Below are 25,841 nucleotides of genomic sequence, written 5' to 3'. Positions count from 1 at the left end.
GTGCGGCGCGCTGGCAACCAGTCGCGCCGCCGGATTTACTCGTCAAGAATCGGCGCAAACCCACCGAAGATCATACGCTTGCCGTCAAAAGGCAAGCTATCGCTAAGCGCTTTGATCCGCGGGTCGCTCATCATTTTCGCATTGGCCGCATCCCTGATCTCCTTAGACGGGTACTCGATCCAACTGAAAACCACTTCCTCATCCGCCTGCGCTTTAACCGACATGCGGAAATCCGTCAGCTTCCCTTCCGGGACATCATCCGACCAACACTCCACCACGCGCGTGGCGCCAAACTCTTTAAATAGCGGCGCCGATTTTGCTGCCAGTTCGCGGTATGCCTCCTTATTTTCCGCAGGGACGGCAACGACAAAACCATCAACATACTTCATGAGTGAGTCTCCGAAGTGAACAGCGCCGGCGGCATATCCGTCGGCGTCTGAGTGATAAGTTTAGTCGCTGCTATCGCGAACGGCGATTTCAGGACGCCAGCTCCCGGCTTTTCGCCGCCGCGCTGACTAGCCGCGGTTGACGGAACCAGGGTAAAAACAGCTGGATCAGCGGGCCGATAGCAAAGGCGTAAACCACGGTGCCGACCCCTACTTTGCCACCCAGCAGCCAGCCAATTAGCAGCACCGAGACTTCGATGGCGGTACGGATACCACGCAAAGACCAACCGGTTCGCGCATGCAATCCGGTCATCAGGCCATCACGCGGCCCGGGACCAAAACCGGCGCCGATATACATCCCGGTTGCTATCGCATTCATCACTACCGCGCCGGCTAGCAGCAGACTACGCGCGGGCAGCGATTCCAGCGGCGGAAGTACCGCGAGTGTGGCATCGGCAGCAAGGCCAAGCACGATGACATTGCTAATGGTACCGAGACCCGGCATCTGACGCAGCGGGATCCACAGCAGCAGCACCGCGGCGCCGGTCACAATAATCACCGTGCCGAAACTGATATTAAGCTGTTTCGCCACCCCCAGATGAAACACATCCCACGGATCGGCCCCGAGGTTGGCATGGACGAATAACGCCGTCGACACGCCATAGAGAACCAGACCAATATAAAGTTGTAGCAAGCGACGGACCATAAACACCTCAGTATGTATTGCGAATGCCCCCATCATCAGCAAAAATGGATTGGTAATTAATGGCCAGTTTTTTAAAAGTGGATCGCTATGTCAGTACGTCGTTTTGGAACACAATCACTGGTACGCCTGCTCGGCAACTGGCAGTCCCCTTCCTCGCGCGCGCCGCTGTGGCGGCAGCTGGCGGAAGCGCTGCGTCTGTTGATCCTCGATGGACGGCTGGCGCTGGAGACCCGTCTGCCCGGCGAACGAGAACTGGCGACGGCGCTAAATGTTAGCCGCACCACTATCGCCAGCGCGCTGGGGTTATTGCGAGAAGAAGGCTATCTGCAAAGTCGCCAGGGGAGTGGTTCACGCATTGCGCTACCTGCCGGTCCGCTACTTCCCGGCGAGCAGACGCTTTCGGCGCCATCGGTCAATCTCGCCACCGCCGCCCTCAGCGCCGGACCGGAGATTCATCAAGCCTACAGCCACGCGCTGACGCTGATGCCGCAGTATTTGTCCTATACCGGGTACGATCAGCAGGGGTTAGTCGATTTGCGCGCAGTCATTGCCCGCCGCTATAGCGAACGCGGCCTGCCGACGCAGGCGGATGAAGTGATGATTGTGAATGGCGCGCTGAGCGGATTTGCCCTGGTACTGCGTCTGTTAACCGGGCCTGGCGACCGGGTGGTGGTTGACGCGCCCTCTTACCCGATGGCGATTAACGCTATTCGCGGCGCCTCCTGCCGACCGGTAGGCGTCGCCTTACCGGAAAAGGGCTGGGACTGCGACGGCCTGGCGGCGACCATTGCGCAAACTTCGCCGCGGCTGGCCTTTATGATGCCGGATTTTCATAATCCCACCGGTCGCTGCATGGATAGCGAAACCCGGCAACGCGTCGCCGATTTGGCCGCCAGCACGCGAACGACGCTGGTCGCCGACGAAACGATGGTCGATTTATGGTACAACGCCCCGCCGCCGGCGCCGCTGGCGGCTTTCAATCCGGAAGCGCCAATAATCACTATTGGTTCAGCGGGTAAAACGTTCTGGGGAGGACTGCGAATTGGCTGGATCCGCGCCCCGGCGCGGACTATTGCCTCGCTCATCCAGGCGCGGGATACGCTCGATCTCGGTTCGCCGCTGCTGGAACAGCTGGCTTGTTGTTGGCTACTGGAGAACGAACAAACACTGTTGCCGCAACGGCGGGCAATGCTGGCCGCGCGTCGTGATATGTGCGCTGCGTTGATGGCGGAATATTTTCCCCACTGGCGCTTTTCCGTCCCCGAGGGCGGGCTATCGTTTTGGGTGGAGCTGCCGGAGATGTTGGCAACGCAGTTCTCGGTGCGCGCTGAGAATGCCGGCATTCATATTGGCACCGGTACGCGATTCGGTCTGGAAGGTGCCTTCGACCGTTATTTACGTTTGCCTTTCACGCTACCAGATATGGAATTGCGCAACGCCTTCAGCATTTTACAACCGCTGTGGCAAACTCTTACGCAACAGAAAGAAATGGCGAGAACACGTAAAATTATATAATAAAATATCGACGGGCTGCGATCAGCCCGTCAAAAACCACCATCCATGATGAATATGAGATGTTTTATAAAATTGCAGTTCCATCTTGCCCACGCCGCATGTCATTACGATGACAGCGGTGTAGTAATTTCATTAATGCTGGCGCGGAATAGGAAAACCTTTTAGCGAAATAATAAAGCCATCGTCATCTTTTTTAATTTTTGCGCCGGTTTCACACCAGTCGGAAGCAATGCGAAAAAACTCATCACTACCGATATTCCAGTTCAGGCGCACGTGCTTAACGTACCCGGAACGCAGCAGGTCACAGGCTTCACTGTAACTGCTGGCTGTAGAGAATTGTTGTTTCATCTTTTCTTCTTCAGAAGTTTTCGTAATGCTTTGATTTCTTTAGGGGTTAACGGCGACGCTTCCTCTTCGGTATGCTGGTTATCAATATCCTCATGCGAAACCCCCGCCTCGTCTGCTGAATCAATGGCCGCAAGCGCCAATTGCAGCAGCTTCTCCGTAGCCGTGCCTAAATTCTCGTTATTCACTTCCGCATAATGACGCAGTTTATCTTTTAACTCTGCGTCAATTTTCACATTCAGAACTACTGTGGTCATGATCACGCTTCCCGTGCAATAAAATCATCATAATTAATACACGAAGTTAACATCTTGATCCAGAGATATTATTTATCCTTAATAATATCTGGTAATTCCAGGAAATAATTTGCCCATTATATATGACATGAAGATGTCATTAGTATGTCATTATTATTTCACATTTATGACAATGCAAAATTAAGGAATGAAAAAGAGTCGTTTTAATCACGTAAAACAATAAATGAGGTGAAGCTGCCTATAATGGTAGCAGAGAATAAAAGCACATCAAATGAAGGGAAATTAAATCAGGACCGCCAGAATTGGGTGGGGGCCCTGCCAGCTACATCCCGGCACACACGTCGTCTGCTCTGGCTGCTTCCTTCCGGACCTGACCTGGTAAACAGAGTAGCGTTGCGGGAGAACCAACAGAGCCCCCATTGAGAGCGTTGATAACCAACGCGCTGGCGCATTATCCCTATAGCACTCCTGAATTGCAAGCCACTCGCGTCCAGCTGCTGGTTTATTACGCAAAACGTTGGATTTCACAGCAAATAGTGCCTTCACAAGGCCATACGTCCCAGCAATGAAAAAGATTGCGAGCCCCATCGCGGCACACTTTACCGCAACCCGCCATACTTATTCGTCCTGTATCTTTTCAACGTGTAGCCGCTACGGTAATCGCATGACTCAATCGCCACGCCCCACCACCACCTTGCCCATGCCCGCCATTGATGGCGTAACCGTACCCTTTCACGGCATGAATTTTCTACGCCCCGAGCTGCTGCTGGATTTCGTCAGCGTCAGTCCCGCGCCGTTGTTATCAGTGACCCCCGTCGCCCTGCTCTTTTCCACGGTGGGCGTGTTGCAACACGTCGAGCTGCGTAAGCTGCCCGTTGAGGTCAAAGGCAAGGTGGTCTATCCCATTTCATCACTCAAATACCCGACGCTGCGCGGCAAACTGATTATCAATGCGCAATCACAGCGGCTGAAATTTCTTGAAAGCCTGATCGCTACCAGCCCGCATGACAATATTCACGGTATGCAGATCCTCGGGCTGGCGCTGGAATTCACCGTCCTTTGACGGCTGTACAGCACGCGGGCTAGCGCTTATTCTGGGCTTTTCTCACGCGAAGGAGTGATGATGGAGGACGCCCACGACAGCTTTCCCCAGCGGGTCTGGCAGATAGTCGCCTCAATTCCAGAGGGGTATGTCACCACCTATGGCGATGTCGCTCTGCTGGCGGGTTCACCGCGCGCGGCGCGTCAGGTGGGCGGCGTGTTAAAGCGCCTACCGGAAGGCTCAACGCTGCCATGGCACCGGGTGGTGAATCGCCACGGCGATATTTCTCTGACCGGCCCCGACCTTCAGCGCCAACGCCAGGCGCTGCTGGCGGAAGGCGTCCAGGTCTCCGGCAGCGGTCATATCGACCTGCAACGCTATCGCTGGGTATATTAAGGGCAAAAAAATGCCCCTGAACAGGGGCATGAAGACGTTTATTGCGCCATCGGCGCCATATCGTTAGCCACCGGCACTGGCGCATGCTGCACCGGCACCAGCACCAGATCGGCACGATTACCGCCCTGGGTAATCACGGTCTGTACGGTATCGGTAATAAACATCAGTTGGCCATTTACGGTGATCGCCGAACTCAGCAGGATCCGCGCGTTCGGTTTGATATCCGCCTGGTTATACGGCAGAACAAAGTTGAACGGCGCCTGCTTACCTTCTGTGCGGACCGCTTTTTGCGACAATACGCGGGCTGGCGCATCGGCGAGCGACGCATCGGACAACGTCACGGTCAGTACCGCATCCGGCGGTAACGCTACGCGTTGGCGAATATTGATAGTCCCGGAAACATTAGGCTGTTGCTGCGAGGAGCTCAGTGAGGCAATGCCGTAAGGATCGGGTGCCGTCGTCTGATGAGCGGCGTTGCTGTTCGGGTTATTCGCACAGGCGGATAAGGCCGCAGCAACGGCGATAGCACTTAACATATAGGCAAATTTCATTATGTTCTCCTTTTCATCCCTTTAGTCACAGGAGTACGTCCTGCCATCACGATGGCTAAGACATTAGTATCGTGAATAAGTGTGGCACAGATCTCAGAATAATTCCCGGAAAGGGGCATTTATTCAGATTATTACACCCATCGGACCACTTGAGATTCCAGGTTATACTTGCCCTCAATATGCGCTGCGTCAGCGCCGCTATCAATAATTGAGGGTATCTATGAGTCAGGCTCTAACCAATCTGCTGGCATTATTAAATCTGGAAAAAATTGAAGAAGGGCTGTTTCGCGGGCAGAGCGAAGATCTGGGCTTACGTCAGGTCTTCGGCGGCCAGGTGGTCGGTCAGGCGCTGTATGCCGCTAAAGAAACCGTGCCTGAGGGCCGCCTGATTCATTCCTTTCATAGTTACTTCCTGCGTCCTGGCGATAGCCAGAAACCTATCGTTTATGATGTTGAAGTACTACGAGACGGCAACAGCTTCAGCGCTCGCCGGGTGGCGGCTATCCAGCACGGTAAACCCATCTTTTACATGACCGCCTCGTTCCAGGCGCCGGAACCGGGCTACGAACATCAAAAAGCAATGCCGTCAGCGCCTTCACCGGAAGGCCTGCCCTCTGAAACCGATATCGCTCGTAAGCTGGCGCATCTGCTGCCGCCACAGGCGAAAGAGAAGTTTCTCAGCGACAAACCGCTGGAAATTCGCCCGGTTGAGTTCCATAACCCGCTAAAAGGCCACGTTGCCGAACCCACCCGCCAGGTGTGGATCCGCGCCAACGGCGTAGTACCGGATGATATTCGCGTCCATCAGTCGCTGCTGGGCTACGCGTCTGATTTTAATTTCCTGCCGGTGGCGCTGCAGCCACACGGCGTCGGCTTCCTTGAGCCTGGTATGCAGGTCGCCACCATCGACCACTCAATGTGGTTCCACCGCCCGTTTAACATCAACGAATGGCTGCTGTACAGCGTCGAAAGCACTTCCGCCTCCAGCGCCCGTGGCTTTGTTCGCGGCGAATTCTATACCCAGGACGGTATTCTGGTCGCCTCGACGGTGCAGGAAGGTGTCATGCGTAACCGCAATAACTAATTCGCGACGGGCCCACGGCGGGCCCGCTCGCCCCCTAACGGCCAAGCAGTTCGCGAACATCGGCAATAAAATCCCCCAAAAGTCCGTTGCGACTCTGCCGCCGCCAGCACAACGTGAGCGTCGTTACGGCAAAGGTCTCTTCCAGCAGGCAATAACTGACTTCCGACACCAGCATGGCGCTTTGCGTCTCGGGCACCAACGTCACCCCCATCCCCATCGATACCTGGCCAATCGCCGTGGAGACATCGCGCGTGTACTGAATCTTACGGGGCGTAAAACCCGCCTGCCGACAGGCGCTGATGGCTGACCACCCCAATCCGACGCCGCTGGGATCCTGCTGAATGAAAAACGTCTCTTCCGCCAGCGCCGCAAGTGGAATAGCGCGCCGGCTGGCGAGCGCATGATGGCGAGGCACCACCGCTACCAGCGGCCGGGTCGCAATATCCAGCGACTCCAGTTCATCATATTGCGCGCCTGGCGAGCGGATAAACGCCAGATCGACCGTATCGCTTAAGAGCCCGGTTATCAGGTCGTTAACGTTATGCTCTTCAATCAGCAGATCGGCTTCGGGTTTACGTTGACGATAATTTCCAATTAACACGCTCAACGCCGGGTCGAAAATAGCAGAGCCAACGTAGCCAATTTTCAACTGCCCTTTGCGCCCCTGCCGCAAACTGCGCGCATTCTCGCGAAATTTATCGCAGTGGCCGAGGATCATCCGCGCCTCGGCCAGCAAAAATTGCCCCTCGGCGGTCAGCGCGACGTTGCGTCGATCGCGGGTAAATAGCCGCAATTCCAGCGCGTTCTCAAAACTTTTAATCTGCTGCGTCAGCGCCGGTTGCGTGATATGCAGACGCTGCGCCGCCCGGCCAAAGTGCAACTCTTCCGCCAGCACCGTAAATGCCTGTAGTTGTCGATAATCCATCACGTCCTCCCGAAAACACTGATAATAATCTCTTATTAAAATAAGGGGAAATGTGATTGGACTCTTATCGGTATCTGGTGAGAATGAATAGCCATTGCCAGAAACCTGAAGGAAGTATGATGTCTGAACAACAAAAAGTAACCGATCTGCGTTCTGCTTTGGCGCTACTAAGCCAGTACGATGATGAACTTATCTACACCGACGAACCCGTTGACCCCATTGCCGAGCTCTCCGGGGTGTACCGCTATGTCGGCGCCCACGGAACCGTACAGCGCCCGACCCGCATTGGCCCGGCGATGATCTTTAATAAGGTCAAAGGCTACGATGATGTCAGAGTGCTTATTGGCCTGCTGTGTTCACGCCAGCGTGTCGCTCGTCTGTTTGGCACCACGCCGGAAAATCTGGCGTTTATGCTCAAAGACTCCGTGGCGAATCCTATCGCCCCAATCACCATCCCTCGCGACCAGGCGGCCTGCCAGGAGGTGGTACATCTGGCAAGCGATCCTGATTTCGATATTCTCAAAATTTTGCCGGCGCCGACCAACACCCCGGAAGACGCCGGCCCCTACTTTACCCTCGGCATGTGCTACGCCGCGGATCCGGAAACCGGCGATCATGACGTCACCATCCACCGCCTGTGCGTACAGAGCAAAGACGAAATCTCGATGTATTTCGTACCAGGACGTCATCTCGATACTTTCCGGCAAAAAGCCGAGGCGGCCGGGAAAGCGTTGCCTATCTCGATTAGCATCGGTGTGGATCCGGCGATTGAAATTGGCGCCTGCTTTGAGCCGCCGACCACTCCTCTCGGGTTTGATGAGCTCTCCATCGCCGGCGCTCTGCGTAATCAGGCCGTCGAGCTCAGCGAATGCGTGAGCGTCAACGCCCGCGCCATCGCCAATGCCGAAATCGTTATTGAAGGTGAACTACTGCCGGGCGTGCGGGTACGCGAAGATCAGAATACCAACAGCGGGAAAGCGATGCCGGAGTTCCCAGGCTACACCGGTAGCGCTCAGGCGGAAGTGCCGGTGATTAAAGTCAAAGCGATTACCCACCGCCGCCACCCGATTCTGCAAACCTGTATCGGGCCGAGCGATGAGCATACCAATCTTGCCGGGATCCCGACCGAAGCCAGCATTCTGCAAATGGTAGAGCGCGCACTTCCAGGCTTTGTGCAAAACGTCCACTGCCCCTCTCCGGGCACCGGTAAATATCTCGCCGTGCTGCAGGTGAAGAAACGCACCCCCAGCGATGAGGGCCGTCAGCGCCAGGCCGCGCTATTGGCGTTTTCCGCTTTCTCGGAGCTGAAGCACGTGATGCTGGTCGATGAAGACGTCGACGTTTTCGACATCAACGACGTGATGTGGGCGATGACCACCCGCTATCAGGGCGATGTCAGCACCGTGTTTATCCCCGGCGTGCGCTGCCATCCGCTGGATCCGTCATCCGACCCGGCCTTCAGCCCATCGATTCGCGATAACGGTATTGCCTGTAAAACCATTTTCGACTGCACCGTCCCGTGGAATATGAAAGCCCACTTCCAGCGCAGCCAGTTTATGGAAGTGGATGTTGACCGCTTTATCCCTGGCTTCAGTAAGAAATAAATTCCACGCAAAGAAAAAGCCTCCCATGCGGGAGGCTTTGACGCTTATGGAGATTGCTCAATACATCAGGCGTTGTAGGCGTTTTCGCCGTGGCTGTTGACGTCCAGCCCTTCGCGCTCCTGCTCTTCCGGTACCCGCAGGCCGACGGTCATCGCCGCCACTTTGAAGCCGATCCAGGCGACGACGGCGGACCACACCACGGTAATACCGATACTTTCCAGCTGTACCAGCAACTGATGCCCCATCGTTACGCCTTCCGCATAGCCGACGCCGCCAAGGGTGGTAGAGGCGAAGATGCCGGTCAGGATACAACCGATGATACCGCACACGCCGTGAACGCCAAACACATCGCATGGGTCATCGACGCGCAGCCAGCGCTTCAGCACCGTGACGCCCCACAGCCCAGCCAGTCCGGCGATGATACCGATAATCAGCGAACCGCCAACGCCAACATAACCGCACGCCGGAGTAATGCCGACCAGACCGGCAATCGCGCCGGAGCAGGCGCCCAGCAGCGAGGGTTTGCCGCGGGTGGCCCATTCGCCGAAGGTCCAGGCCAGAATCGCGCCAGCGGTCGCCACGACGGTATTAACGAAGGCCAGGGCGGCAATTTCGTTAGCCGCGCTTGCGGAACCGGCGTTAAAGCCGAACCAGCCGACATACAGAATCGCCGTACCGGTAAAGACCATCGGCAGGTTATGCGGTTTAAACGCTTCTTTGCCAAAGCCCACGCGTTTGCCCATCATATACGCGCCCACCAGCCCCGCCACCGCGGCGTTGATGTGTACGACGGTACCACCGGCGAAGTCCAGCGCGCCATGGGTCGCCAGCAAACCGCCGCCCCACACCATATGCGCAATCGGTACGTAGGAAAGCGTTAACCATACCACCACGAAAATCAGTACCGCGGAGAAACGAATACGTTCCGCCAGCGCGCCGACGATCAGGCCTACGGTGATACAGGCGAAAGAGCCCTGGAAAGCGACGTGAATATATTGATAGAACGAGCCCATCAGCGCTTTCAGTTCAATATTCTTCAGCATCACCCAGTCGAAACTGCCGAAGAAGCTACCGCCGCTACCGAAGGCAAGCGTATAGCCATAGATAACCCACAGCACGCAAACCAGGCCAAAAGTCACAATGACCTGAGTGAGCATTGAGAGCACGTTTTTACCGCGAATCAGGCCGCCGTAGAACAACGCAATGCCGGGGATTGTCATAAACAGCACCAGCGCGGTGCAAATCATCATAAAAGCGTTGTCGGCTTTATCCGCCACCGCCGGTTCGGCCGCCAGCGCCAGTCCCGGAAGCAGCGCCAGCGCTCCCAGAGCCGTTTTCATCGTCGTTCTCATCATCTCTTCATCCCCATCGCTGTGTGGTCAGGCAATTACAGTGCCGCTTCGTCGGATTCGCCGGTACGAATACGAATCACGCGCTGCAGTTCGGCGACAAAAATTTTGCCGTCGCCAATTTTTCCGGTCCAGGCGGCCTTGCCTATCACCTCGACAACCTCATCCAGCTGATCGTCGGCAATCGCAATATCAATTTTTACTTTTGGCAGGAAATTGACGCTGTATTCGGCGCCGCGATAGAGCTCGGCGTGGCCTTTCTGGCGGCCGAAGCCTTTCACTTCCGTGACCGTCAGGCCCTGAATGCCGATGGAGGACAACGCTTCGCGAACGTCTTCCAGTTTGAATGGTTTGATTACCACGGTAACCAGCTTCATAAATCCCCTCCAGTCAGTATTTGATAGTGGCCGCAGCTAACACAGGAGATAAAGCAAGGGATATGCCAAAAATGAAAACGGGCCGTGAATCGGCCCGTTTATGGAGAAAAAAACGCGAGGATGTTACTGGCAAGACGGCAAATGGCCGCTAATGCGCAAAAACGCACCAATTCGGTGCACACTCAGTGAGCAAGTTGCACCACTTCACGTCACCCCTGCCCCCATGCCTGCTGATGGTGCATCAGGCGCTCAGTGACTCCTCCTCAACGCTGGCGGCTAGCTCTTCGCCAGCCAGCTGTAGCTGGTACATCTGCCAGTAGCGGCCCTTCGCCGCCAGCAATTGCTGATGGTTCCCGCGTTCGACGGCCTGGCCACGATGCAACACCAGGATTGTATCAGCCTCGACGATAGTCGACAGACGGTGGGCGATGACCACCAGCGTGGTGTGCTCGCGCACTTTCGCCAGCGCCTGCTGGATAGCCTGCTCGGTACCGGAGTCGATGTTCGCTGTCGCTTCATCGAGGATCAGCACCTGCGGCGTCTCGACCAGCACACGGGCCAGCGCCAACAGCTGTTTCTGTCCCACCGATAGGTTATTGCCCTGCTCGCCCAGTTGGGTATAAATCCCGTCGCTCATTTCACGGGCAAGGTCAGCGAGCTGCACCGCTTCCAGCGCTTCCCAGACCTGCTGCTCGCTGATATCGCGGCCCAGCGTCACGTTGGCATAGAAGGTATCGGCTAATACCACCGGATCCTGTTGCACCATCGCGACGCCCCGACGTAAAGCGCTGTGGCTTAACGACGATAGCGGGCGACCATCGAGGCGAATTTCGCCTTTAGTCAACGGGTAGTAGCCCATCATCAGGCTGGCCAGCGTGCTCTTGCCGCTACCGGTATGGCCAACCAGCGCCACAAAACCGCGCGAAGGAATATCCAGATTGATATCCTGCAGCACCAGCCGATCGTCGCGATAGGCAAAAGAGACGTTATCAATCGCCACCGCGCCGCTGCGTAACGGCGCGCTATCGTTACCCCAGCTCTGGCGTGGACGGTCCATCAGCTCAAACACGCGTTCGCCCGCCACCACCGCTTGCTGCAGCATCGACTGCTGAGTGGTGAGTTCGATCAGCGGTTCGTTAAGCCGCCCGAGGTAGCTAATAAAGGCATATAACACGCCGACTTCGATACTTCCGGAAGTGCTAAAACCAAACAGCATCAGCAGGCCGCAGAGGATCAGCGATGAAAACAGACTTAACAGCGGGCGCAGCAGGAAACCATCCAGACGCAGCGTCTGCATGCGCGCCAGATAGTGGCCGTAACTGGCTTCACGCATTCGCTCGCCGAATCGCGCCTGCTGGCGGAATTGCTGAATAACGCCCATACCGTTGATCACTTCGTTGAAGCCATCATTGATATCGGCAAGCCATGCGCGCATGCGACGCACGATCGGCGTGCTGTAACGCTGATAGATAGCCATCACGATCAGCACCGCCGGGAAGATAGCCACCGCCACCAGCGCCATTCGCCAGTCGAGACTAAACATCGCCACCAGCATCGCGCCAATCAGCGCCGCGCTACGCAGCACCGTCGCCACGACCGTCACGTACAGGTCGCGGATCACTTCGGTATCGTTGGTAACGCGTGATATCAACTGGCCGACGGGTTGCGTATCAAACTCGCTTAACGGCTGACGCAGCGCGGCATCCATCACATCGCTGCGCAACTGCTGCACCACGCCGACCGCCGCCCGGTTAAACAGCAGCGCCTGGTTATAGTGCAGCGTAGCGGCAAGGATCTGCAGGCAGATATAGGCCGCCGCCAGGCCGCTGACCAGCTTCACCGGTAGCGACTGTTTCGCCACCATGTTATCAATGAAATAGCTTATCAGCAGCGGGCCGCTGACTTCCGCCGCCGCCGCTATCCACATCATGATAACCGCAATGATAAGCGGCTTACGCCACGGCGAACCGTAGGCCAGCAGACGTTTCAGGGTCGGCCAGAGATCGGCGAAATTACGCATCTGTCGCCTCCTCATCCTGCGGCGCATCGTCGAGCGCCGCTTCCAGTTGCTGATAGCGGTACATGTCGCGATACCATCCCGACTGGGCGGCAAGCTGCTCATGGCGTCCGCGCTGGGCAATATGGCCGTGTTGCAGAACCAAAATTTCACTGGCTTCCGTTAATGCTGAAAGGCGGTGGGCGCTGATAATCACCGTCCGCCCTTCCCCCCACTGCCGCAGGTTATGCAAAATATCATGCTCCGTCCGCCCATCAACCGCCGACAGCGCGTCATCAAGGATCAGGATTTCCGCCTCCAGCAGCAGCGCTCGGGCAATAGAAATACGTTGTTTCTGACCGCCTGAGAGCATGACGCCGCGCTCGCCGACTTCCGTTTCATAGCCCTGCGGCAGGCGCAGAATATCATCATGAACGCTGGCCAGCCGCGCGACGTGCTCGATTTGTTCCCGCGTCGCGTCCGGTTTACCCAAGGCAATGTTATTGGCCACGGTATCGGAGAACAGGAATGGGGTTTGATTGACCACCGCCAGCCGCCCGCGCCAGCTATCAAGCTGCAGGCGAGACAGCGGAATATCATGGAAACGGATCTCACCCTCGGTAACATCAAAATGGCGCTGAATAAGGGATAGAATGGTACTTTTCCCGGCTCCCGTCGGGCCGCAGATACCGAGCATTTGCCCCGGCTGCAGGGTGAAGTTAACCTTCTCCAGCGACGCTTTCGTCGCCTGCGGATAGATAAATTCGCGCACCGCCACGTTTAGCGAACCGCGCCCCTCCGGCACCGTTTCGCTACCATCGTTGACCACCGGCGCTTCTTCCAGCATCGAACGAATACGTCCATAGGCGGCGCTACCTCGCTCAACGATGTTAAACATCCACGCCAGCGCCAGCATTGGCCAAATCATCAGCCCGAGGTACATGACAAAACTGGTTAACTGACCAAGGGTCAGCTCGCCCTGCAACACCAGCCAGCTGCCGCCGCCGATTGCCAGCAGGTTGGCCGCGCCAATGGCAATATAGATTGTCGGGTCGAAACGGGCATCAATACGCGCGACCCGCATGTTCTTCGCTCCGGTATCCGCCGCATCGGCGGCAAACTGCGCCGACTGGCGGTCCTCAAGGCCGAACGCTTTAATCATCCGTATGCTGGTCAGGCTTTCCTGCGTGCGATCGTTGAGGCTGGAAAAAGCCGCCTGCGCCACGCGGAAACGCTCATGCAGGGCATCGCCATTGCGTTTGATCGCCAGCGCCATAAACGGCATCGGCACCAGCGCCAGCAGCGTTAACTGCCAGCTGATTTGCGTCGACATCACAATCAGTACCGCACAGCCCATCACCAGTGAATCCACAAGCGTCAGGACGCCCTCGCCGGCGGCGAAGACGACGCGGTCAACATCGTTAGTCGCGCGGGCAATGAGATCGCCGGTACGGTGACGCAGATAAAAGGCCGGATGTTGGCGGCTGAGCTGGCGGTAGAAGTCTTCACGCAGTTCAACGGCCAATTGATAAGAGGCGCCGAAGAGCAGCACGCGCCAGACATAGCGCAGTAGATAAATCATCACCGCGATAACCACCAGCGCGCCGATCCACATCCACACCTGCTCTGCGGTGTAATGTTCTTTAGTCACGCCATCGACCACAATCCCCACCACTTTCGGCGGGATTAGCTGGAGTACGGCAATAACGGCAAGCAGAGCGACGGCGCCGAGATAGCGGCGCCACTCCCGGCGAAAGTACCAGCTAAGTTGAGCAAATAATCGCAAACGGTAAAATCCTGAATGTATAATTCGTGGCGGCAAAAAGCCGTTAATCAATAGGCAAGGCCGTGGTGTATTTTATCTGTTCCATGGCAAAACTCGAAGTGACATCCGACAGCCCCGGCACGCTGTTCACCAGACGTTTATAAAAGTCGTCATAGCGCTTCATATCCGCGACCTGCACCCTTAGCAGGTAGTCGTACTCTCCAGCCATACGCCAGAAACCCAGCACTTCCGCCATTTGCGACACTTCGCTGACAAAACGGCAGTACCAGTCACTGCTGTGGTGCTGGGTTTTTATCAACACAAAGGCGGTTAACCCGAGCCCCAGCTTTTCCGCATCCAGGATGGCCACGCGCTCGCGCAGGATGCCTTCGTCCTCAAGACGCTTGAGCCGTTTCCAGCAGGGCGTGGTGGTCAGATTAACGGCATCCGCCAGCGCCTGCAAAGAGAGGGTGCAGTCAGTTTGCAGCAATGAGAGCAGCTTACGGTCAATTTTATCTAGCATAAGGCCACCAGAGAGAATAATTTACTCCCGTAATTGTAATTGAAAGGCCAAATAGCAACAATTTTTCCCGCACAATCCGCTAAGCTGGGCACAAAATGACAAACAGGAATCCGAGATGAACAGCGCCTGGGTAAAACATGCCATTAGTGAAATTAACGCCGACTATCAGCGTTCCGCCGATACACACCTGATCCGCCTGGCGCTGCCTGGTTTTCCGGGGATCCCTATTTATCTGAAGGATGAAAGTACGCATCCAACCGGTAGCCTTAAGCACCGTCTGGCGCGCTCGCTGTTTCTCTATGGCCTGTGCAACGGATGGATCAAAGAAGGCACCACGATTATCGAATCGTCTTCGGGTTCGACGGCGGTCTCAGAAGCCTACTTTGCTCGCCTGCTGGGCCTGCCGTTTATTGCCGTGATGCCCTCCTGCACGGCGAAACGTAAAATCGAACAGATTGAATTTTATGGCGGACGCTGTCATTTCGTCGACAACGCCTGCGAAATCTACGCCGCTTCTGAAATGCTGGCGCGCGAGTTGAATGGCCACTATATGGATCAGTTCACCTTCGCCGAGCGCGCCACCGACTGGCGCGGCAATAACAATATCGCCGACAGCATTTTCCGCCAGATGACCCATGAGCCGTATCCGCAGCCGTCGTGGATCGTCATGAGCGCCGGTACCGGCGGTACTTCTGCGACCATCGGCCGCTATATTCGCTGCCAGGGTTACGAGACGCAACTGATGGTCGTCGACCCGCAGAATTCGGTATTCCTTGATTACTGGCAAAGCCGCGACGCCAGCCTGCGCAGCCCGGTCGGCAGCAAGATCGAAGGGATTGGCCGTCCGCGCGTCGAGCCATCGTTTATTCCCGACGTCGTCGATGAGATGCTGCGCGTTCCGGATGCCGCCAGCGTCGCTACCGCCTTGTGGCTGGAAACGCAGCTTGGAAGAAAAGTCGGCGCCTCCACCGGTACCAATATGTGGGGCGTACTGCAGCTGGCCGCACGGATGCGCGATGAAGGACGCAAGGGTTCCATCGTTACCCTGTTGTGCGACAGCGGCGAACGTTACCTCGAAAGCTATTACAGCCCGCAGTGGGTCGCGGCGAATATCGGCGATATTACCCCATGGCAGACGCAGATTATGCAACTGAGCGGCGCACAATAAAAAAAGCCGGATAGAACGCTATCCGGCTTGCTGGTAGGGTCTCTCTATTCGGGGGAATAAGGAAGATCAGGATTATCCAGCCAATGTGTTAAAAAATGGGAAACAGCCTGATGACGGCAGTCTCCGATGATCGGTAGATGCGGCAGTTCAGCTTTGAGCTGCGGCATCGCGTTGCCCATAATGAACCCTCGCCCTACGCTACCAAGCATCTCGCGATCGTTCATTGCATCACCAAATGCCATGCAATCCTGCAACGTAAAACCTAAGTGCTGGCTCAGCACCGCCAGCGCGGCCCCTTTATTACAGCCGACCGGCAGCACCTCCAGACAATCCATCGCCGAGAAACAAAGAAACGCGCGATCGCCTAGCGCTTCATTTAGCTGGATCCGCAGACGGCGCAGATCGTCATGATCGCCGCAGAAACAGATCTTGGTGACGTGATGCGCCGGCATCCGTTTCGGATCGCGCAGTTGATAATGAAAGCCGCTGAAGGCGTGAGCTCGGAGTAGTTCCGGCCTTGCCTGGCCGGTAAACCAGCCGCCATCATTGAAAACGTGCATACTCGCCTGAGTATCCCACACGCTGTGCAGCACCTCTTCCGCCACTTCCGGATTTAGATCCTGGCGATACAGCTCTTCACCTTCCAGTGAATGGATGCGCGTGCCGTTACCGGTAATCAGAAAAGCATCAAGGGAAAACTCGCCGATCACATGGTGCATTTCCAGAGCATGGCGACCGGTGGCAAAGGTCAGGGCGATATCGCGTTCACGCAGCCGTCTCAGCGCCGTCAGAGTCTGTTCTCCGAGACGATGGTCCGGCATCAGCAGGGTGCCGTCCATATCAAATGCCGCTAATTTTGCCATGGTATTTTCCCCGATGTGTGATGGGTTTCGCTTGTGTTGCAGTATCGCCTGAGATATACGGAAGTAATAGTGAATAGATATTTTTTATTGTTCCGGGTTTTCGGCAAATGAGATTATTAAACCGATTAAATCAGTACCAGCGGCTATGGCTGCCGTCGTCCGGCGCACCGCAGCAGGTGACCGTGGGCGAGTTGGCTGAACGCTGCTTTTGCAGCGAGCGTCATATCCGTACGCTGCTGCGTCAGGCTCAGGAGGCCGGTTGGTTAAGCTGGCAGGCCAGCTCCGGGCGCGGTAAGCGCGGGCAACTCAGTTTCCACAAGACCCCGGAAAGCCTGCGTAACGAAATGATGGAACAGGCGCTAAATAAGGGTCAGCAGCAAAACGCGCTGGAGCTGGCGCAGCTGGCGCCGGTTGAGCTGAAAGCGTTGTTGCACCCCTTCCTCGGCGGACAGTGGCAAAACAATACCCCGACGCTGCGTATTCCCTACTATCGTCCACTGGAACCGCTGCGCCCCGGTTTTCTCCCCGGGCGTGCGGAACAACATTTGGCCGGGCAGATCTATTCCGGCCTGACGCGTTTTGACGATAGCGACAGTACGCCGGTGGGCGATCTGGCGCACCACTGGCAGGTATCACCCGATGGACTGCGCTGGCACTTTTATATCCGCTCTACCCTGTGCTGGCATAACGGCGATACCGTGGAAACCTCACAGCTGCGGCAAAGACTACTGTTGCTACTGGAACTGCCGGCTCTCCGCACCCTTTTTGCCAGCATTAGCCGCATCGATGTCACCCACGCCCAATGTTTGACGATTACGCTGCATCGCCCGGACTACTGGCTACCGTTCCGTTTAGCCAGCTACTGCAGCGTGCTGGCGCATCCTGACGATCCGGCGCTCGGTAGCGGTCCGTTCCGAATAAAGCTTTTTGGCCCGGATCTGGTCCGGCTGGAGAACCATCCCCGCTACCATTTACAGCATCCGCTGATCCAGGCGGTAGAATATTGGATCACGCCGCAGCTATTCGAAAGCGATCTCGGCACCAGCTGTCGCCATCCAGTACAGATCACCATCGGCGATCCAGAAGAGCTCAATAATTTGCGCCAGGTGAGCAATAGCATCAGCCTCGGCTTCTGCTATTTGACCCTGCGTCAGAGTCCACGTCTCAGTAAAGCGCAGGCCCAGCGGCTGATTTCGATTATCCACCGCTCGTCGTTGCTGGAAACGCTACCGCTGGATGAAGATCTGATCACGCCGAGCCATGAGGTGCTGCCCGGCTGGTCCATTCCTCAGGGCCCGGAAAACCATGAGGTGCCGCTGCCGCCCCAGCTCACCCTGCTCTATCATTTGCCGGTCGAATTACACACTATGGCTGAGCAGCTCAAACAGCGCCTCGCCACTCTCGGCTGCGAACTGACGCTCATTTTTCACGACGCCAAAAATTGGGACGGCTGCCGATATCTGGCGCAGGCCGATATGATGATGGGCGACCGGCTGATTGGCGAAGCGCCGGAATATACCCTTGAACAGTGGCTGCGCTGCGACACGCTGTGGCCCCATTTGCTGAGCGGGGCGCAATATGCGCACCTGCAGGCTACGTTAGATGCCGTGCAGGCGCAGCCCGAAGCGCGTAGCCGCAACGATGCCCTGCGCAACGTCTTCAATACGCTGATGGATGACGCCATCATGACGCCGTTATTCAAATACAATTACCGCATCAGCGCGCCGCCGGGGGTTAACGGCCTGCGCCTTAATGCCAGAGGTTGGTTCGACTTTACCAGCGCCTGGCTACCGGCATCGTCGACGTGAGAGAGCTGGTCGCCGCGAGCGTCTGACGGTACCATATGGCTCTCACTTATTTAGTCAGGAATTGCCATGAAACGCGCCGTAGTTGTCTTCAGCGGAGGACAAGACTCAACAACCTGCCTGGTGCAGGCACTGGAACAGTATGATGAAGTGCATTGCGTCACTTTTGATTATGGCCAACGCCACCGCGCCGAGATTGACGTGGCTCGCGAGCTGGCGCTAAAACTGGGCGCGGTGGCGCATAAAGTGCTGGACGTTACCCTGCTTAACGAACTGGCGGTGAGCAGCCTGACGCGCGATAGCATCCCGGTACCGGATTACGAGCCGGATGCCGATGGTATTCCGAATACCTTCGTTCCAGGTCGCAATATTCTGTTTTTAACCCTGACGGCGATCTACGCCTATCAGGTTAAGGCCGAAGCAATTATTACCGGCGTTTGCGAGACCGACTTCTCTGGTTACCCGGACTGCCGCGACGAATTTGTTAAAGCGCTGCACCATGCGGTTAGCCTTGGCATGGCGAAAGACATTCGCTTTGAAACGCCGCTGATGTGGCTCAACAAAGCCGAGACCTGGGCGCTGGCCGATTATTGGGGCCAGTTGGATCTGGTTCGCCGCGAAACGCTCACCTGCTATAACGGCATCAAGGGCGACGGCTGTGGCCATTGCGCGGCCTGCAACCTGCGCGCCAACGGCCTGAATCAGTATCTGGGCGATAAGGCCGGCGTGATGGCGGTCATGAAGCAAAAAACCGGCCTGGGCCAAGGGCACGAAGCTTAAGTTCAACGTCCCCGGTGGCGCTTCGCTTACCGGGGCTACGGGTGCACCGCATCCCACCAGCCGGTAGCCCGGAAAAGGCGCGTCAGGCGCCGCCTCCGGGAATCGATTAGCACGAAGCTTCAGTTCAACGTCCCCGGTGGCGCTTCGCTTACCGGGGCTACGGGTTCACAGCGTCCCACCAGCCGGTAGCCCGGAAAAGGCGCGTCAGGCGCCGCCTCCGGGAATCGATTAGCACGAAGCTTCAGTTCAACGTCCCCGGTGGCGCTTCGCTTACCGGGGCTACGGGTTCACAGCATCCCACCAGCCGGTAGCCCGGAAAAGGCGCGTCAGGCGCCGCCTCCGGGAAACAATTGGCACGAAGCCTGAGCTCAACCTCCCCGACGGGTTCACAGCTCTCCTCGGTCCGACTGTTGTTAGCGTAAATTCATCTGGTCGAGCTTTTCGCGCAACTCCCCTTCCAGCGGCTGCGCCTTCTGCGTTTTCAGATCAATGCAGACAAAGGTAATCAACGCATCGGCCACCACTTCACCGTTAGGATTAAGGGTCACCACCTGACTTAGGGTGCCGCTTTTACCGTTCAACTGCTCAAGTTTACTGGTGACGGTAAGCACATCCCCGAGTACCGCCGGGCGACGATAATTGATATTGATGTTGACCACCACAAAAGCAATGTTATGGCTGGTCATCCAGTGAAACGCCGGACTACTCTCCAGCCCATCCCAGCGCGCTTCTTCAAGAAACTCCAGATAACGAGCATTGTTAACGTGCTGGTAAACATCCAGGTGATAACCGCGAACTTTAATTTGAGTCTGCATAGCGCACATGCCTTACTATTATTGTTGTTAATCAGGTAAGAGGTCACACCAGATGATGTAACCTCTTTAGCATGGCAAAGATTTGCCACTGTGCAAAGCAGCGGGTGAAATTAGAGCGTCAGATGTGACAGATTTCTCTCTACCAGTGAACTCCCCATCCCCGGAACCTGTTTAAGATCGTCGAGAGTCTTAAACGGTCCGTACTCTTCGCGGTAGCTGACGATTGCCTGCGCTTTCTTGAGCCCAACGCCGTTCATGGCCTGTGCTAGCTCCTCCGCGCTGGCTGTATTAATGCTGGCCCGCGCGCCGACGTTATCCGTCGTTTTCGCTTCCGCCGGCATTTTCGTTTGCGGAGTCTGAATAGTCTCTTTTGCCGATACCGCCTTACCGCTCGCCGGTGCCGCCAGCGCCCCCTGAAAACCCGCCGTACAAGCCAGCAATACGGCGACAATAACCATTTTCATTCCTCTGTTCATGCTGTTATCTCCTTGTTTGTTGACAGCAAGGTCACGATAGCGGCTGCGAAAAAGGAGTACAAAAGGCAGATTGCGGAAATGGAAAAGGCCGCGAAAGCGGCCTTTGAGTGTTGCATCACGTTACCTCGTTTTGCGAGGCAGCGCGAAATTATTGCTGCTGGTCGACGAGGTCGCCGAGCTTGATTTTGGCTTCTTTACGCAGATTGCTCATCAGCGCTTCGAATGCGATTTGCGCATTATTCTGGGTAATACCCTGCACCATCGCTTTCTTCTGCTCTTCTGGCATAGAACCCGCTTTCACTTCATCCAGCGCCAGCAATACTACGTTGCCTTTGGCATCGCTGCCCACGCCGTAGCTCGCTTTATCTTTCTGCGGCAGCGGCAGAGAGAAGGCCGCCTGGCTCAGCGGATCCTGGCCGGTACGGGACAGAGTCTGCGCGGCGCCGAAGCTCAGCCCTGCGGCTTTCATCGCGTCATCGCCCTTGCCCGCTTTCAGGTCGGCCAACAGCTTATCGGCATCCAGTTTCGCCTGCTGTTCCGCTTTATTGCGCTTAACGATATCGGTCACCTGCGCTTTCACTTCCGCCAGCGGCTTAACGCTTTCCGCTTTGTGCTCGCTGATACGCAGAACGAAAGCCCGATCGCCGTCAACGGTAATGATGTCGGAGTTATTGCCCGGCGCGCCGTTTTCACCCACCAGACCACCATTAAAGATAGCATCGGCAACCGGCTTGAAGTTCAGCTCTTCCGGCAGGCTGTCACGACCAAACCAGCCGGTCTCAACCACTTTCAGGCCGGCGACCTGCGCCGCCCCCGCCAGGGATTCGTTATCATTGCTGGCCGCGTCGCTGACCTTCTGCTGTAGCGCGTAGTATGCATCCAGTGCTTTTTCCTGTTTCACTTTTGCCGCGATGTCGTTACGCACGTCGGCCAGCGGTTTTACCTGTGCCGGCTGAACATCGTCAAGACGCGCCACCAAGAAGCCTACGGAAGATTTGATCACCCCGGAAAGCTGACCTTTGTCTTTCAGGCCGGCATCTTTGAGCTCAGGTACGGTGGAAGCTTCTTCCATCCAGCCCATATCACCGCCGTTACGCGCAGAGATGATGTCGGTGGATTTCTCTTTTGCCAGCGTGGCGAAATCGGCGCCTTTTTGCAGTTCGGCCAGTACCGCTTTCGCATCAGCTTCAGTTTTAGTCTGAATCACGCTGTAGCGATTACGCTGCGGCTGAGTGAACTGATCTTTATGCTGGTCGTACCATGACTGGATTTCTTCGTCAGAGGCGTTTTCCTGCATGCTGGCGGCATCCATCTTGATGTAGCTCACGCGGAACTGCTCAGGCGCCATAAAACGGGCCTGGTTCTGCTGCCAGAAAGCGTTAATCTCTTCATCACTAACGGTCTGTTTCGCCGCCAGCGCGTTAACGTCGATAGTTGCTTCACGCACCACACGCTGCTGGGAGACCAGCGCCGCCAGTTGGTCAGACTCGCCCGGCAGCATGAAATCGGTACCGGCTACCGCATTGATCAGCTGTTGCGTCGTCAACTGGTTACGCAGCGCTTGCGCGTATTGATCGGTAGTCATACCCATTTGATTCACGATGCCGCTGAAGCGTTCGTTATCAAACTTGCCGTTCGACTGGAAGGCCTGGGTCTGGAAGATGGCCTGTTTCACCTGGTCGTCGCTGATGCTCAGGCCCAGCTCACGAGCATACTGGTCCAGCAGCGATTCATCGATCAGGCGGTTCAGCACCTGCTGACGCATGGTCTTCATGTAGTTTTCGTTGGCCGCCAGCTCAGAGAACTGATCGCCTAACTGCTGCTGCATGCGGTTACGCTCGCTGGCAACGGCATTTTCAAACTGCGCCCGGCCAATCTCCTGACCATTCACTTTTGCGGCATAGTTGTTGCCGCCGCCAATCAGGTAACCACTCACCCCGGTCAAAATGAACGAGACAATAATGATACCGAAAATAATCTTGAGCACGACGCTGTTGGCGGCCGTGCGTAGGTTGTCCATCATGGTGTAACAACGCTCCGCTGTAGATGACTTTAGCTCGCGCAGCATAGCACGTGATGCCTGCCGCGCGTGAGGACGTATTTTGACAAGAAAACGGGGCAATTGTCAGCCCACAAGTGCGCATAAACACACATAAAGTCGCGTTCTGGACAAATAAAAAAGGCACATCTCGCGATGCGCCCTTGTACTTCGTCACATTCCCTGACGGGAGTGCCGATTAGTTTACCGCGTCTTTCAGCGCTTTACCTGCACGGAAGCCCGGTACTTTAGCGGCAGCAATGGTAATTTCTTTACCTGTTTGCGGGTTGCGACCAGTACGGGCAGCACGCTCTTTAACAGCAAAAGTACCGAACCCTACCAGCGCAACATCATCCCCAGCTTGCAGAGATTCAGTAACAGAAGCGATCAAAGCATCTAACGCACGTCCAGCTGCAGCTTTAGAAATGTCCGCACCCGCAGCAATTTTGTCAATCAGTTGAGATTTATTCACTGTTCTCTTCCTCTCTTTATAATTTATATCGCACCAGAATCCTTCATGGCGCGACCGCGCAGCAGTTATATCAGGACTGTCATGCCCTTACAACAGAGTTGTCGATGACCCCTGCCAGCGATCTAAGTTAGCTACACAAAAAAAGGCTGGCAAGTACGAATTTACTCACCAGCCCCACTTTTCTTAACGCTATTTGCGCGATATCACTATTTTGCGCTTACGACCTGCATGCCAAACGGTTCATTTTGCAGAGCAAGTGTCAGAACTTCCTCGATTCGCTGTACCGGGTGGATATCCAAATCGGCGATAACGTTTTCCGGAATTTCTTCAAGGTCACGCTTGTTTTCGTAAGGAATCAGAACAGTCTTAATGCCCCCACGATGCGCAGCCAGCAGTTTTTCCTTCAGGCCGCCGATTGGCAGCACCTGACCGCGCAGGGTGATTTCCCCTGTCATCGCCACATCGGCGCGTACCGGGTTACCGGTCAGGCAGGAAACCAACGCGGTGCACATCGCCGTACCGGCGCTCGGGCCATCTTTCGGTGTAGCCCCTTCCGGTACGTGCACGTGAATATCGCGTTTTTCGTAGAAGTCCGGGTTAATACCGAGCTTCTCAGCACGCGCGCGAACCACGGTCAGCGCAGCCTGAATCGACTCCTGCATGACTTCGCCCAGCGAACCGGTATAGGTCAACTTGCCTTTACCCGGAACGCAGGCGGTTTCGATGGTCAGCAAATCGCCGCCCACTTCCGTCCACGCCAGACCGGTGACCTGACCTACGCGGTTTTCGCTATCCGCACGGCCGTAGTCAAAGCGCTGTACGCCGAGATAATCGTGCAGGTTTTCACCGTTAATCTCGATATGTTTCAGCGATTTATCAAGCAACAACTGCTTAACGGCTTTACGGCACAGCTTGGAGATTTCACGCTCCAGGCTACGAACGCCCGCTTCACGAGTGTAGTAACGAATAATGCCGATAATGGCGCTATCGTCGACCGTCAGCTCGCCCTTTTTCAGCGCATTGCGTTCGATCTGCTTCGGCAGCAGGTGACGCTTAGCAATGTTCAGTTTTTCATCTTCGGTATAACCGGAGAGACGAATCACTTCCATACGGTCCAGCAGCGGCGCAGGGATATTCATGGAGTTGGAGGTCGCCACGAACATCACGTCGCTGAGATCGTAGTCCACTTCCAGATAGTGGTCGTTAAAGGCCACGTTCTGTTCCGGATCCAGTACCTCCAGCAGTGCTGAAGCCGGATCACCGCGCATGTCGGAGGACATTTTGTCGATTTCATCCAGCAGGAACAGTGGGTTTTTCACCCCCACTTTCGCCATTTTCTGGATCAGTTTACCCGGCATTGAGCCAATGTAGGTACGGCGGTGACCGCGGATTTCCGCTTCATCACGCACGCCGCCCAGCGCCATGCGTACGTATTTACGCCCGGTGGCTTTGGCAATCGATTGACCCAGCGAGGTTTTACCCACCCCCGGCGGCCCAACCAGGCACAGGATCGGCCCTTTCAGCTTGTTAACGCGGCTCTGCACCGCAAGGTACTCAAGGATGCGGTCCTTGACTCGCTCCAGACCATAGTGGTCGGTATCGAGGATCTCTTGCGCCTGACGCAGATCTTTTTTGACCTTGCTGCGGGCATTCCACGGCACCTGCACCATCCAGTCGATGTAGCCGCGCACGACGGTGGCTTCCGCCGACATCGGGGACATCATCTTCAGCTTTTGCAGTTCCGCTTCAGTTTTTTCTTTCGCCTCTTTCGGCATTTTCGCCGCGTCGATCTTACGCTTCAGCGCTTCGTTTTCGTCCGGGGCGTCATCCATCTCGCCGAGCTCTTTCTGGATGGCTTTCATTTGCTCATTCAGATAGTACTCACGCTGAGATTTTTCCATCTGCTTTTTCACGCGGTTGCGAATGCGTTTCTCAACCTGCAGCAGATCGATTTCAGATTCCATCATCGCCATCAGATATTCCAGACGTTCATTCACGTCGGACATCTCCAGCACGGACTGTTTGTCCGCCAGCTTAAGCGGCATATGCGCAGCGATGGTATCCGCCAGACGCGCGGGATCGTCGATGCTATTGAGCGACGTCAACACTTCCGGTGGGATTTTTTTGTTCAGCTTGATGTAGCCTTCAAACTGGCTGATAGCCGTACGCACCAGCACTTCCTGCTCACGCTCTTCAATGACCGGAGAAGCAAGGTACTCTGCTTTGGCGGAGAAGTGCTCGCCGTTATCAGACAGCGCAGTAATACGCGCACGCTGCAAGCCTTCCACCAGCACTTTCACAGTGCCGTCCGGCAGCTTCAGCATTTGCAAAATTGACGCCACGGTCCCGACGGTGAAAAGATCGTTTACACCCGGCTCATCCGTCGACGCTTCTTTCTGCGCGACCAGCATGATTTTTTTATCATGGTCCATGGCCGCTTCCAGACAACGGATAGATTTTTCCCGCCCTACAAACAGGGGTATGACCATGTGCGGATAAACCACCACATCGCGCAACGGCAATACGGGGATTTCAATGCGTTCAGAACGCTCAGGATTCATAGAGCTCTCTCTTAGTTTAAAGTCCGCCAGGTAGCCGACGAC

25 protein-coding genes and 1 other RNA gene are annotated in these 25,841 nt (G+C 55.9%); 8 read left to right on the top strand and 18 right to left on the bottom strand.

What is annotated here, in order from left to right; all coding sequences use genetic code 11:
* Positions 1-35 precede the first annotated feature (35 nt).
* Together PGQ95_RS03765 and PGQ95_RS03760 are read right to left on the bottom strand one after the other, a co-directional pair.
* Positions 36-389 carry a DUF1428 domain-containing protein gene (locus PGQ95_RS03765; RefSeq protein ID WP_015367925.1) on the bottom strand — a complete coding sequence of 118 codons (354 nt, stop codon included), beginning with the start codon at positions 387-389 and terminating at the stop codon, positions 36-38.
* 88 nt (positions 390-477) lie between these two features.
* On the bottom strand, positions 478-1,092 hold the full coding sequence (locus tag PGQ95_RS03760; protein ID WP_348854128.1) for a YczE/YyaS/YitT family protein: 615 nt from the start codon (positions 1,090-1,092) through the stop codon (positions 478-480).
* Positions 1,093-1,179: 87 nt separating this feature from the next.
* On the opposite strand from PGQ95_RS03760, the gene PGQ95_RS03755 reads away from it, so the two are divergent.
* On the top strand, positions 1,180-2,607 hold the full coding sequence (locus PGQ95_RS03755; RefSeq protein WP_348854127.1) for a PLP-dependent aminotransferase family protein: 1,428 nt from the start codon (positions 1,180-1,182) through the stop codon (positions 2,605-2,607).
* Between the two features lie 132 nt (positions 2,608-2,739).
* Here the strand turns inward: PGQ95_RS03755 and PGQ95_RS03750 are convergent, their stop codons facing one another.
* The 3 genes from PGQ95_RS03750 to ffs form a co-directional block, all read right to left on the bottom strand.
* Positions 2,740-2,955: a hypothetical protein gene (locus tag PGQ95_RS03750; RefSeq protein ID WP_015367928.1), complete on the bottom strand. Its 216-nt coding sequence runs from the start codon at positions 2,953-2,955 to the stop codon at positions 2,740-2,742.
* Positions 2,952-3,209 carry a hypothetical protein gene (locus PGQ95_RS03745; RefSeq protein WP_015367929.1) on the bottom strand — a complete coding sequence of 86 codons (258 nt, stop codon included), beginning with the start codon at positions 3,207-3,209 and terminating at the stop codon, positions 2,952-2,954. Before PGQ95_RS03745 ends, PGQ95_RS03750 begins: the two co-directional genes overlap by 4 nt.
* A gap of 313 nt (positions 3,210-3,522) precedes the next feature.
* Positions 3,523-3,619, bottom strand: an RNA gene (ffs, locus tag PGQ95_RS03740) — signal recognition particle sRNA small type.
* A 254-nt stretch (positions 3,620-3,873) separates the two neighbouring features.
* Here ffs and PGQ95_RS03735 point away from each other — a divergent pair.
* Both PGQ95_RS03735 and PGQ95_RS03730 read left to right on the top strand, forming a co-directional pair.
* The gene (locus PGQ95_RS03735) at positions 3,874-4,272 is read left to right on the top strand and encodes a hypothetical protein (protein WP_032705506.1); all 399 of its coding nucleotides are present in this window, start codon (positions 3,874-3,876) and stop codon (positions 4,270-4,272) included.
* Between the two features lie 60 nt (positions 4,273-4,332).
* The gene (locus PGQ95_RS03730) at positions 4,333-4,647 is read left to right on the top strand and encodes an MGMT family protein (RefSeq protein ID WP_087860365.1); all 315 of its coding nucleotides are present in this window, start codon (positions 4,333-4,335) and stop codon (positions 4,645-4,647) included.
* A gap of 38 nt (positions 4,648-4,685) precedes the next feature.
* On the opposite strand, the gene PGQ95_RS03725 is transcribed toward PGQ95_RS03730, so the two are convergent.
* Complete coding sequence (locus PGQ95_RS03725; protein WP_020079459.1) at positions 4,686-5,198, bottom strand: YbaY family lipoprotein; 513 nt, start codon at positions 5,196-5,198, stop codon at positions 4,686-4,688.
* A gap of 220 nt (positions 5,199-5,418) precedes the next feature.
* Here PGQ95_RS03725 and tesB point away from each other — a divergent pair, with 220 nt between their 5' ends.
* The gene (gene tesB, locus PGQ95_RS03720) at positions 5,419-6,282 is read left to right on the top strand and encodes an acyl-CoA thioesterase II (RefSeq protein ID WP_087860366.1); all 864 of its coding nucleotides are present in this window, start codon (positions 5,419-5,421) and stop codon (positions 6,280-6,282) included.
* Positions 6,283-6,316: 34 nt separating this feature from the next.
* Here the strand turns inward: tesB and PGQ95_RS03715 are convergent, their stop codons facing one another.
* Positions 6,317-7,207 (bottom strand): LysR substrate-binding domain-containing protein, encoded by an 891-nt coding sequence (locus PGQ95_RS03715; RefSeq protein ID WP_213317112.1) that lies wholly within the window; start codon positions 7,205-7,207, stop codon positions 6,317-6,319.
* A 119-nt stretch (positions 7,208-7,326) separates the two neighbouring features.
* Between PGQ95_RS03715 and PGQ95_RS03710 the strand changes: the two genes are divergently transcribed.
* Positions 7,327-8,811, top strand: a complete 1,485-nt coding sequence (locus tag PGQ95_RS03710; protein ID WP_348854125.1) for a UbiD family decarboxylase — start codon at positions 7,327-7,329, stop codon at positions 8,809-8,811.
* 65 nt (positions 8,812-8,876) lie between these two features.
* Here PGQ95_RS03710 and amtB read toward each other — a convergent pair whose 3' ends face one another.
* The 5 genes from amtB to PGQ95_RS03685 all read right to left on the bottom strand — a co-directional run bounded on the left by amtB (position 8,877) and on the right by PGQ95_RS03685 (position 14,821).
* Positions 8,877-10,166, bottom strand: coding sequence for an ammonium transporter AmtB (amtB, locus tag PGQ95_RS03705; protein ID WP_020079462.1), 1,290 nt, complete (start codon positions 10,164-10,166; stop codon positions 8,877-8,879).
* Between the two features lie 32 nt (positions 10,167-10,198).
* Positions 10,199-10,537, bottom strand: coding sequence for a P-II family nitrogen regulator (glnK, locus tag PGQ95_RS03700; RefSeq protein WP_015367937.1), 339 nt, complete (start codon positions 10,535-10,537; stop codon positions 10,199-10,201).
* A 241-nt stretch (positions 10,538-10,778) separates the two neighbouring features.
* On the bottom strand, positions 10,779-12,557 hold the full coding sequence (locus tag PGQ95_RS03695; protein WP_348854124.1) for a SmdB family multidrug efflux ABC transporter permease/ATP-binding protein: 1,779 nt from the start codon (positions 12,555-12,557) through the stop codon (positions 10,779-10,781).
* Positions 12,550-14,319 carry a SmdA family multidrug ABC transporter permease/ATP-binding protein gene (locus PGQ95_RS03690; protein ID WP_087860370.1) on the bottom strand — a complete coding sequence of 590 codons (1,770 nt, stop codon included), beginning with the start codon at positions 14,317-14,319 and terminating at the stop codon, positions 12,550-12,552. The genes PGQ95_RS03695 and PGQ95_RS03690 overlap by 8 nt, the downstream gene beginning before the upstream one ends.
* Before the next feature lie 43 nt (positions 14,320-14,362).
* Entirely contained in the window at positions 14,363-14,821 is a 459-nt protein-coding gene (locus PGQ95_RS03685) for an Lrp/AsnC family transcriptional regulator (RefSeq protein ID WP_015367940.1), read from the bottom strand.
* Between the two features lie 115 nt (positions 14,822-14,936).
* Between PGQ95_RS03685 and PGQ95_RS03680 the strand changes: the two genes are divergently transcribed.
* On the top strand, positions 14,937-15,989 hold the full coding sequence (locus tag PGQ95_RS03680) for a PLP-dependent cysteine synthase family protein (protein ID WP_316424351.1): 1,053 nt from the start codon (positions 14,937-14,939) through the stop codon (positions 15,987-15,989).
* 44 nt (positions 15,990-16,033) lie between these two features.
* On the opposite strand, the gene cof is transcribed toward PGQ95_RS03680, so the two are convergent.
* Complete coding sequence (cof, locus tag PGQ95_RS03675) at positions 16,034-16,852, bottom strand: HMP-PP phosphatase (RefSeq protein WP_213317109.1); 819 nt, start codon at positions 16,850-16,852, stop codon at positions 16,034-16,036.
* Positions 16,853-16,959: 107 nt separating this feature from the next.
* Here cof and PGQ95_RS03670 point away from each other — a divergent pair, with 107 nt between their 5' ends.
* The gene (locus PGQ95_RS03670; RefSeq protein WP_308959033.1) at positions 16,960-18,660 is read left to right on the top strand and encodes an SgrR family transcriptional regulator; all 1,701 of its coding nucleotides are present in this window, start codon (positions 16,960-16,962) and stop codon (positions 18,658-18,660) included.
* Between the two features lie 66 nt (positions 18,661-18,726).
* On the top strand, positions 18,727-19,437 hold the full coding sequence (gene queC / locus PGQ95_RS03665) for a 7-cyano-7-deazaguanine synthase QueC (protein WP_308959032.1): 711 nt from the start codon (positions 18,727-18,729) through the stop codon (positions 19,435-19,437).
* 413 nt (positions 19,438-19,850) lie between these two features.
* Here the strand turns inward: queC and PGQ95_RS03660 are convergent, their stop codons facing one another.
* The 5 genes from PGQ95_RS03660 to lon form a co-directional block, all read right to left on the bottom strand.
* On the bottom strand, positions 19,851-20,252 hold the full coding sequence (locus PGQ95_RS03660; RefSeq protein WP_020079469.1) for a YbgC/FadM family acyl-CoA thioesterase: 402 nt from the start codon (positions 20,250-20,252) through the stop codon (positions 19,851-19,853).
* 110 nt (positions 20,253-20,362) lie between these two features.
* Positions 20,363-20,728, bottom strand: coding sequence for a helix-hairpin-helix domain-containing protein (locus PGQ95_RS03655; protein ID WP_162750174.1), 366 nt, complete (start codon positions 20,726-20,728; stop codon positions 20,363-20,365).
* A gap of 148 nt (positions 20,729-20,876) precedes the next feature.
* Positions 20,877-22,751, bottom strand: a complete 1,875-nt coding sequence (gene ppiD, locus PGQ95_RS03650; RefSeq protein WP_087860375.1) for a peptidylprolyl isomerase — start codon at positions 22,749-22,751, stop codon at positions 20,877-20,879.
* 214 nt (positions 22,752-22,965) lie between these two features.
* Positions 22,966-23,238: a nucleoid-associated protein HU-beta gene (hupB, locus tag PGQ95_RS03645; RefSeq protein ID WP_002444653.1), complete on the bottom strand. Its 273-nt coding sequence runs from the start codon at positions 23,236-23,238 to the stop codon at positions 22,966-22,968.
* 206 nt (positions 23,239-23,444) lie between these two features.
* A complete protein-coding gene (gene lon / locus PGQ95_RS03640; protein WP_015367948.1) occupies positions 23,445-25,799 on the bottom strand; it encodes an endopeptidase La in 2,355 nt (784 codons plus the stop codon).
* Between the last annotated feature and the right edge of the window lie 42 nt (positions 25,800-25,841).

It is taken from the genome of Klebsiella sp. 141240, from assembly GCF_050600805.1.
In the GTDB taxonomy this organism is placed as follows: Bacteria; Pseudomonadota; Gammaproteobacteria; order Enterobacterales; family Enterobacteriaceae; genus Klebsiella; species Klebsiella aerogenes.
The sequence above is the reverse complement of the archived record's forward strand: the minus strand, read 5'-3'. Positions and strand labels throughout refer to the sequence as shown.

Excerpts from the sequence above, each read along its gene's own strand:
- PGQ95_RS03725 (WP_020079459.1), bottom strand. The coding sequence starts at position 5,198 with ATGAAATTTGCCTATATGTTAAGTGCTATCGCCGTTGCTGCGGCCTTA.
- queC (WP_308959032.1), top strand. The coding sequence starts at position 18,727 with ATGAAACGCGCCGTAGTTGTCTTCAGCGGAGGACAAGACTCAACAACC.
- glnK (WP_015367937.1), bottom strand. The coding sequence starts at position 10,537 with ATGAAGCTGGTTACCGTGGTAATCAAACCATTCAAACTGGAAGACGTT.
- PGQ95_RS03745 (WP_015367929.1), bottom strand. The coding sequence starts at position 3,209 with ATGACCACAGTAGTTCTGAATGTGAAAATTGACGCAGAGTTAAAAGAT.
- amtB (WP_020079462.1), bottom strand. The coding sequence starts at position 10,166 with ATGATGAGAACGACGATGAAAACGGCTCTGGGAGCGCTGGCGCTGCTT.
- PGQ95_RS03755 (WP_348854127.1), top strand. The coding sequence starts at position 1,180 with ATGTCAGTACGTCGTTTTGGAACACAATCACTGGTACGCCTGCTCGGC.
- lon (WP_015367948.1), bottom strand. The coding sequence starts at position 25,799 with ATGAATCCTGAGCGTTCTGAACGCATTGAAATCCCCGTATTGCCGTTG.
- PGQ95_RS03710 (WP_348854125.1), top strand. The coding sequence starts at position 7,327 with ATGTCTGAACAACAAAAAGTAACCGATCTGCGTTCTGCTTTGGCGCTA.
- PGQ95_RS03735 (WP_032705506.1), top strand. The coding sequence starts at position 3,874 with ATGACTCAATCGCCACGCCCCACCACCACCTTGCCCATGCCCGCCATT.
- PGQ95_RS03715 (WP_213317112.1), bottom strand. The coding sequence starts at position 7,207 with ATGGATTATCGACAACTACAGGCATTTACGGTGCTGGCGGAAGAGTTG.
- PGQ95_RS03670 (WP_308959033.1), top strand. The coding sequence starts at position 16,960 with ATGAGATTATTAAACCGATTAAATCAGTACCAGCGGCTATGGCTGCCG.
- ppiD (WP_087860375.1), bottom strand. The coding sequence starts at position 22,751 with ATGATGGACAACCTACGCACGGCCGCCAACAGCGTCGTGCTCAAGATT.
- cof (WP_213317109.1), bottom strand. The coding sequence starts at position 16,852 with ATGGCAAAATTAGCGGCATTTGATATGGACGGCACCCTGCTGATGCCG.
- PGQ95_RS03660 (WP_020079469.1), bottom strand. The coding sequence starts at position 20,252 with ATGCAGACTCAAATTAAAGTTCGCGGTTATCACCTGGATGTTTACCAG.
- PGQ95_RS03695 (WP_348854124.1), bottom strand. The coding sequence starts at position 12,557 with ATGCGTAATTTCGCCGATCTCTGGCCGACCCTGAAACGTCTGCTGGCC.
- PGQ95_RS03680 (WP_316424351.1), top strand. The coding sequence starts at position 14,937 with ATGAACAGCGCCTGGGTAAAACATGCCATTAGTGAAATTAACGCCGAC.
- PGQ95_RS03750 (WP_015367928.1), bottom strand. The coding sequence starts at position 2,955 with ATGAAACAACAATTCTCTACAGCCAGCAGTTACAGTGAAGCCTGTGAC.
- PGQ95_RS03655 (WP_162750174.1), bottom strand. The coding sequence starts at position 20,728 with ATGAACAGAGGAATGAAAATGGTTATTGTCGCCGTATTGCTGGCTTGT.
- PGQ95_RS03765 (WP_015367925.1), bottom strand. The coding sequence starts at position 389 with ATGAAGTATGTTGATGGTTTTGTCGTTGCCGTCCCTGCGGAAAATAAG.
- tesB (WP_087860366.1), top strand. The coding sequence starts at position 5,419 with ATGAGTCAGGCTCTAACCAATCTGCTGGCATTATTAAATCTGGAAAAA.
- PGQ95_RS03760 (WP_348854128.1), bottom strand. The coding sequence starts at position 1,092 with ATGGTCCGTCGCTTGCTACAACTTTATATTGGTCTGGTTCTCTATGGC.
- PGQ95_RS03685 (WP_015367940.1), bottom strand. The coding sequence starts at position 14,821 with ATGCTAGATAAAATTGACCGTAAGCTGCTCTCATTGCTGCAAACTGAC.
- PGQ95_RS03730 (WP_087860365.1), top strand. The coding sequence starts at position 4,333 with ATGGAGGACGCCCACGACAGCTTTCCCCAGCGGGTCTGGCAGATAGTC.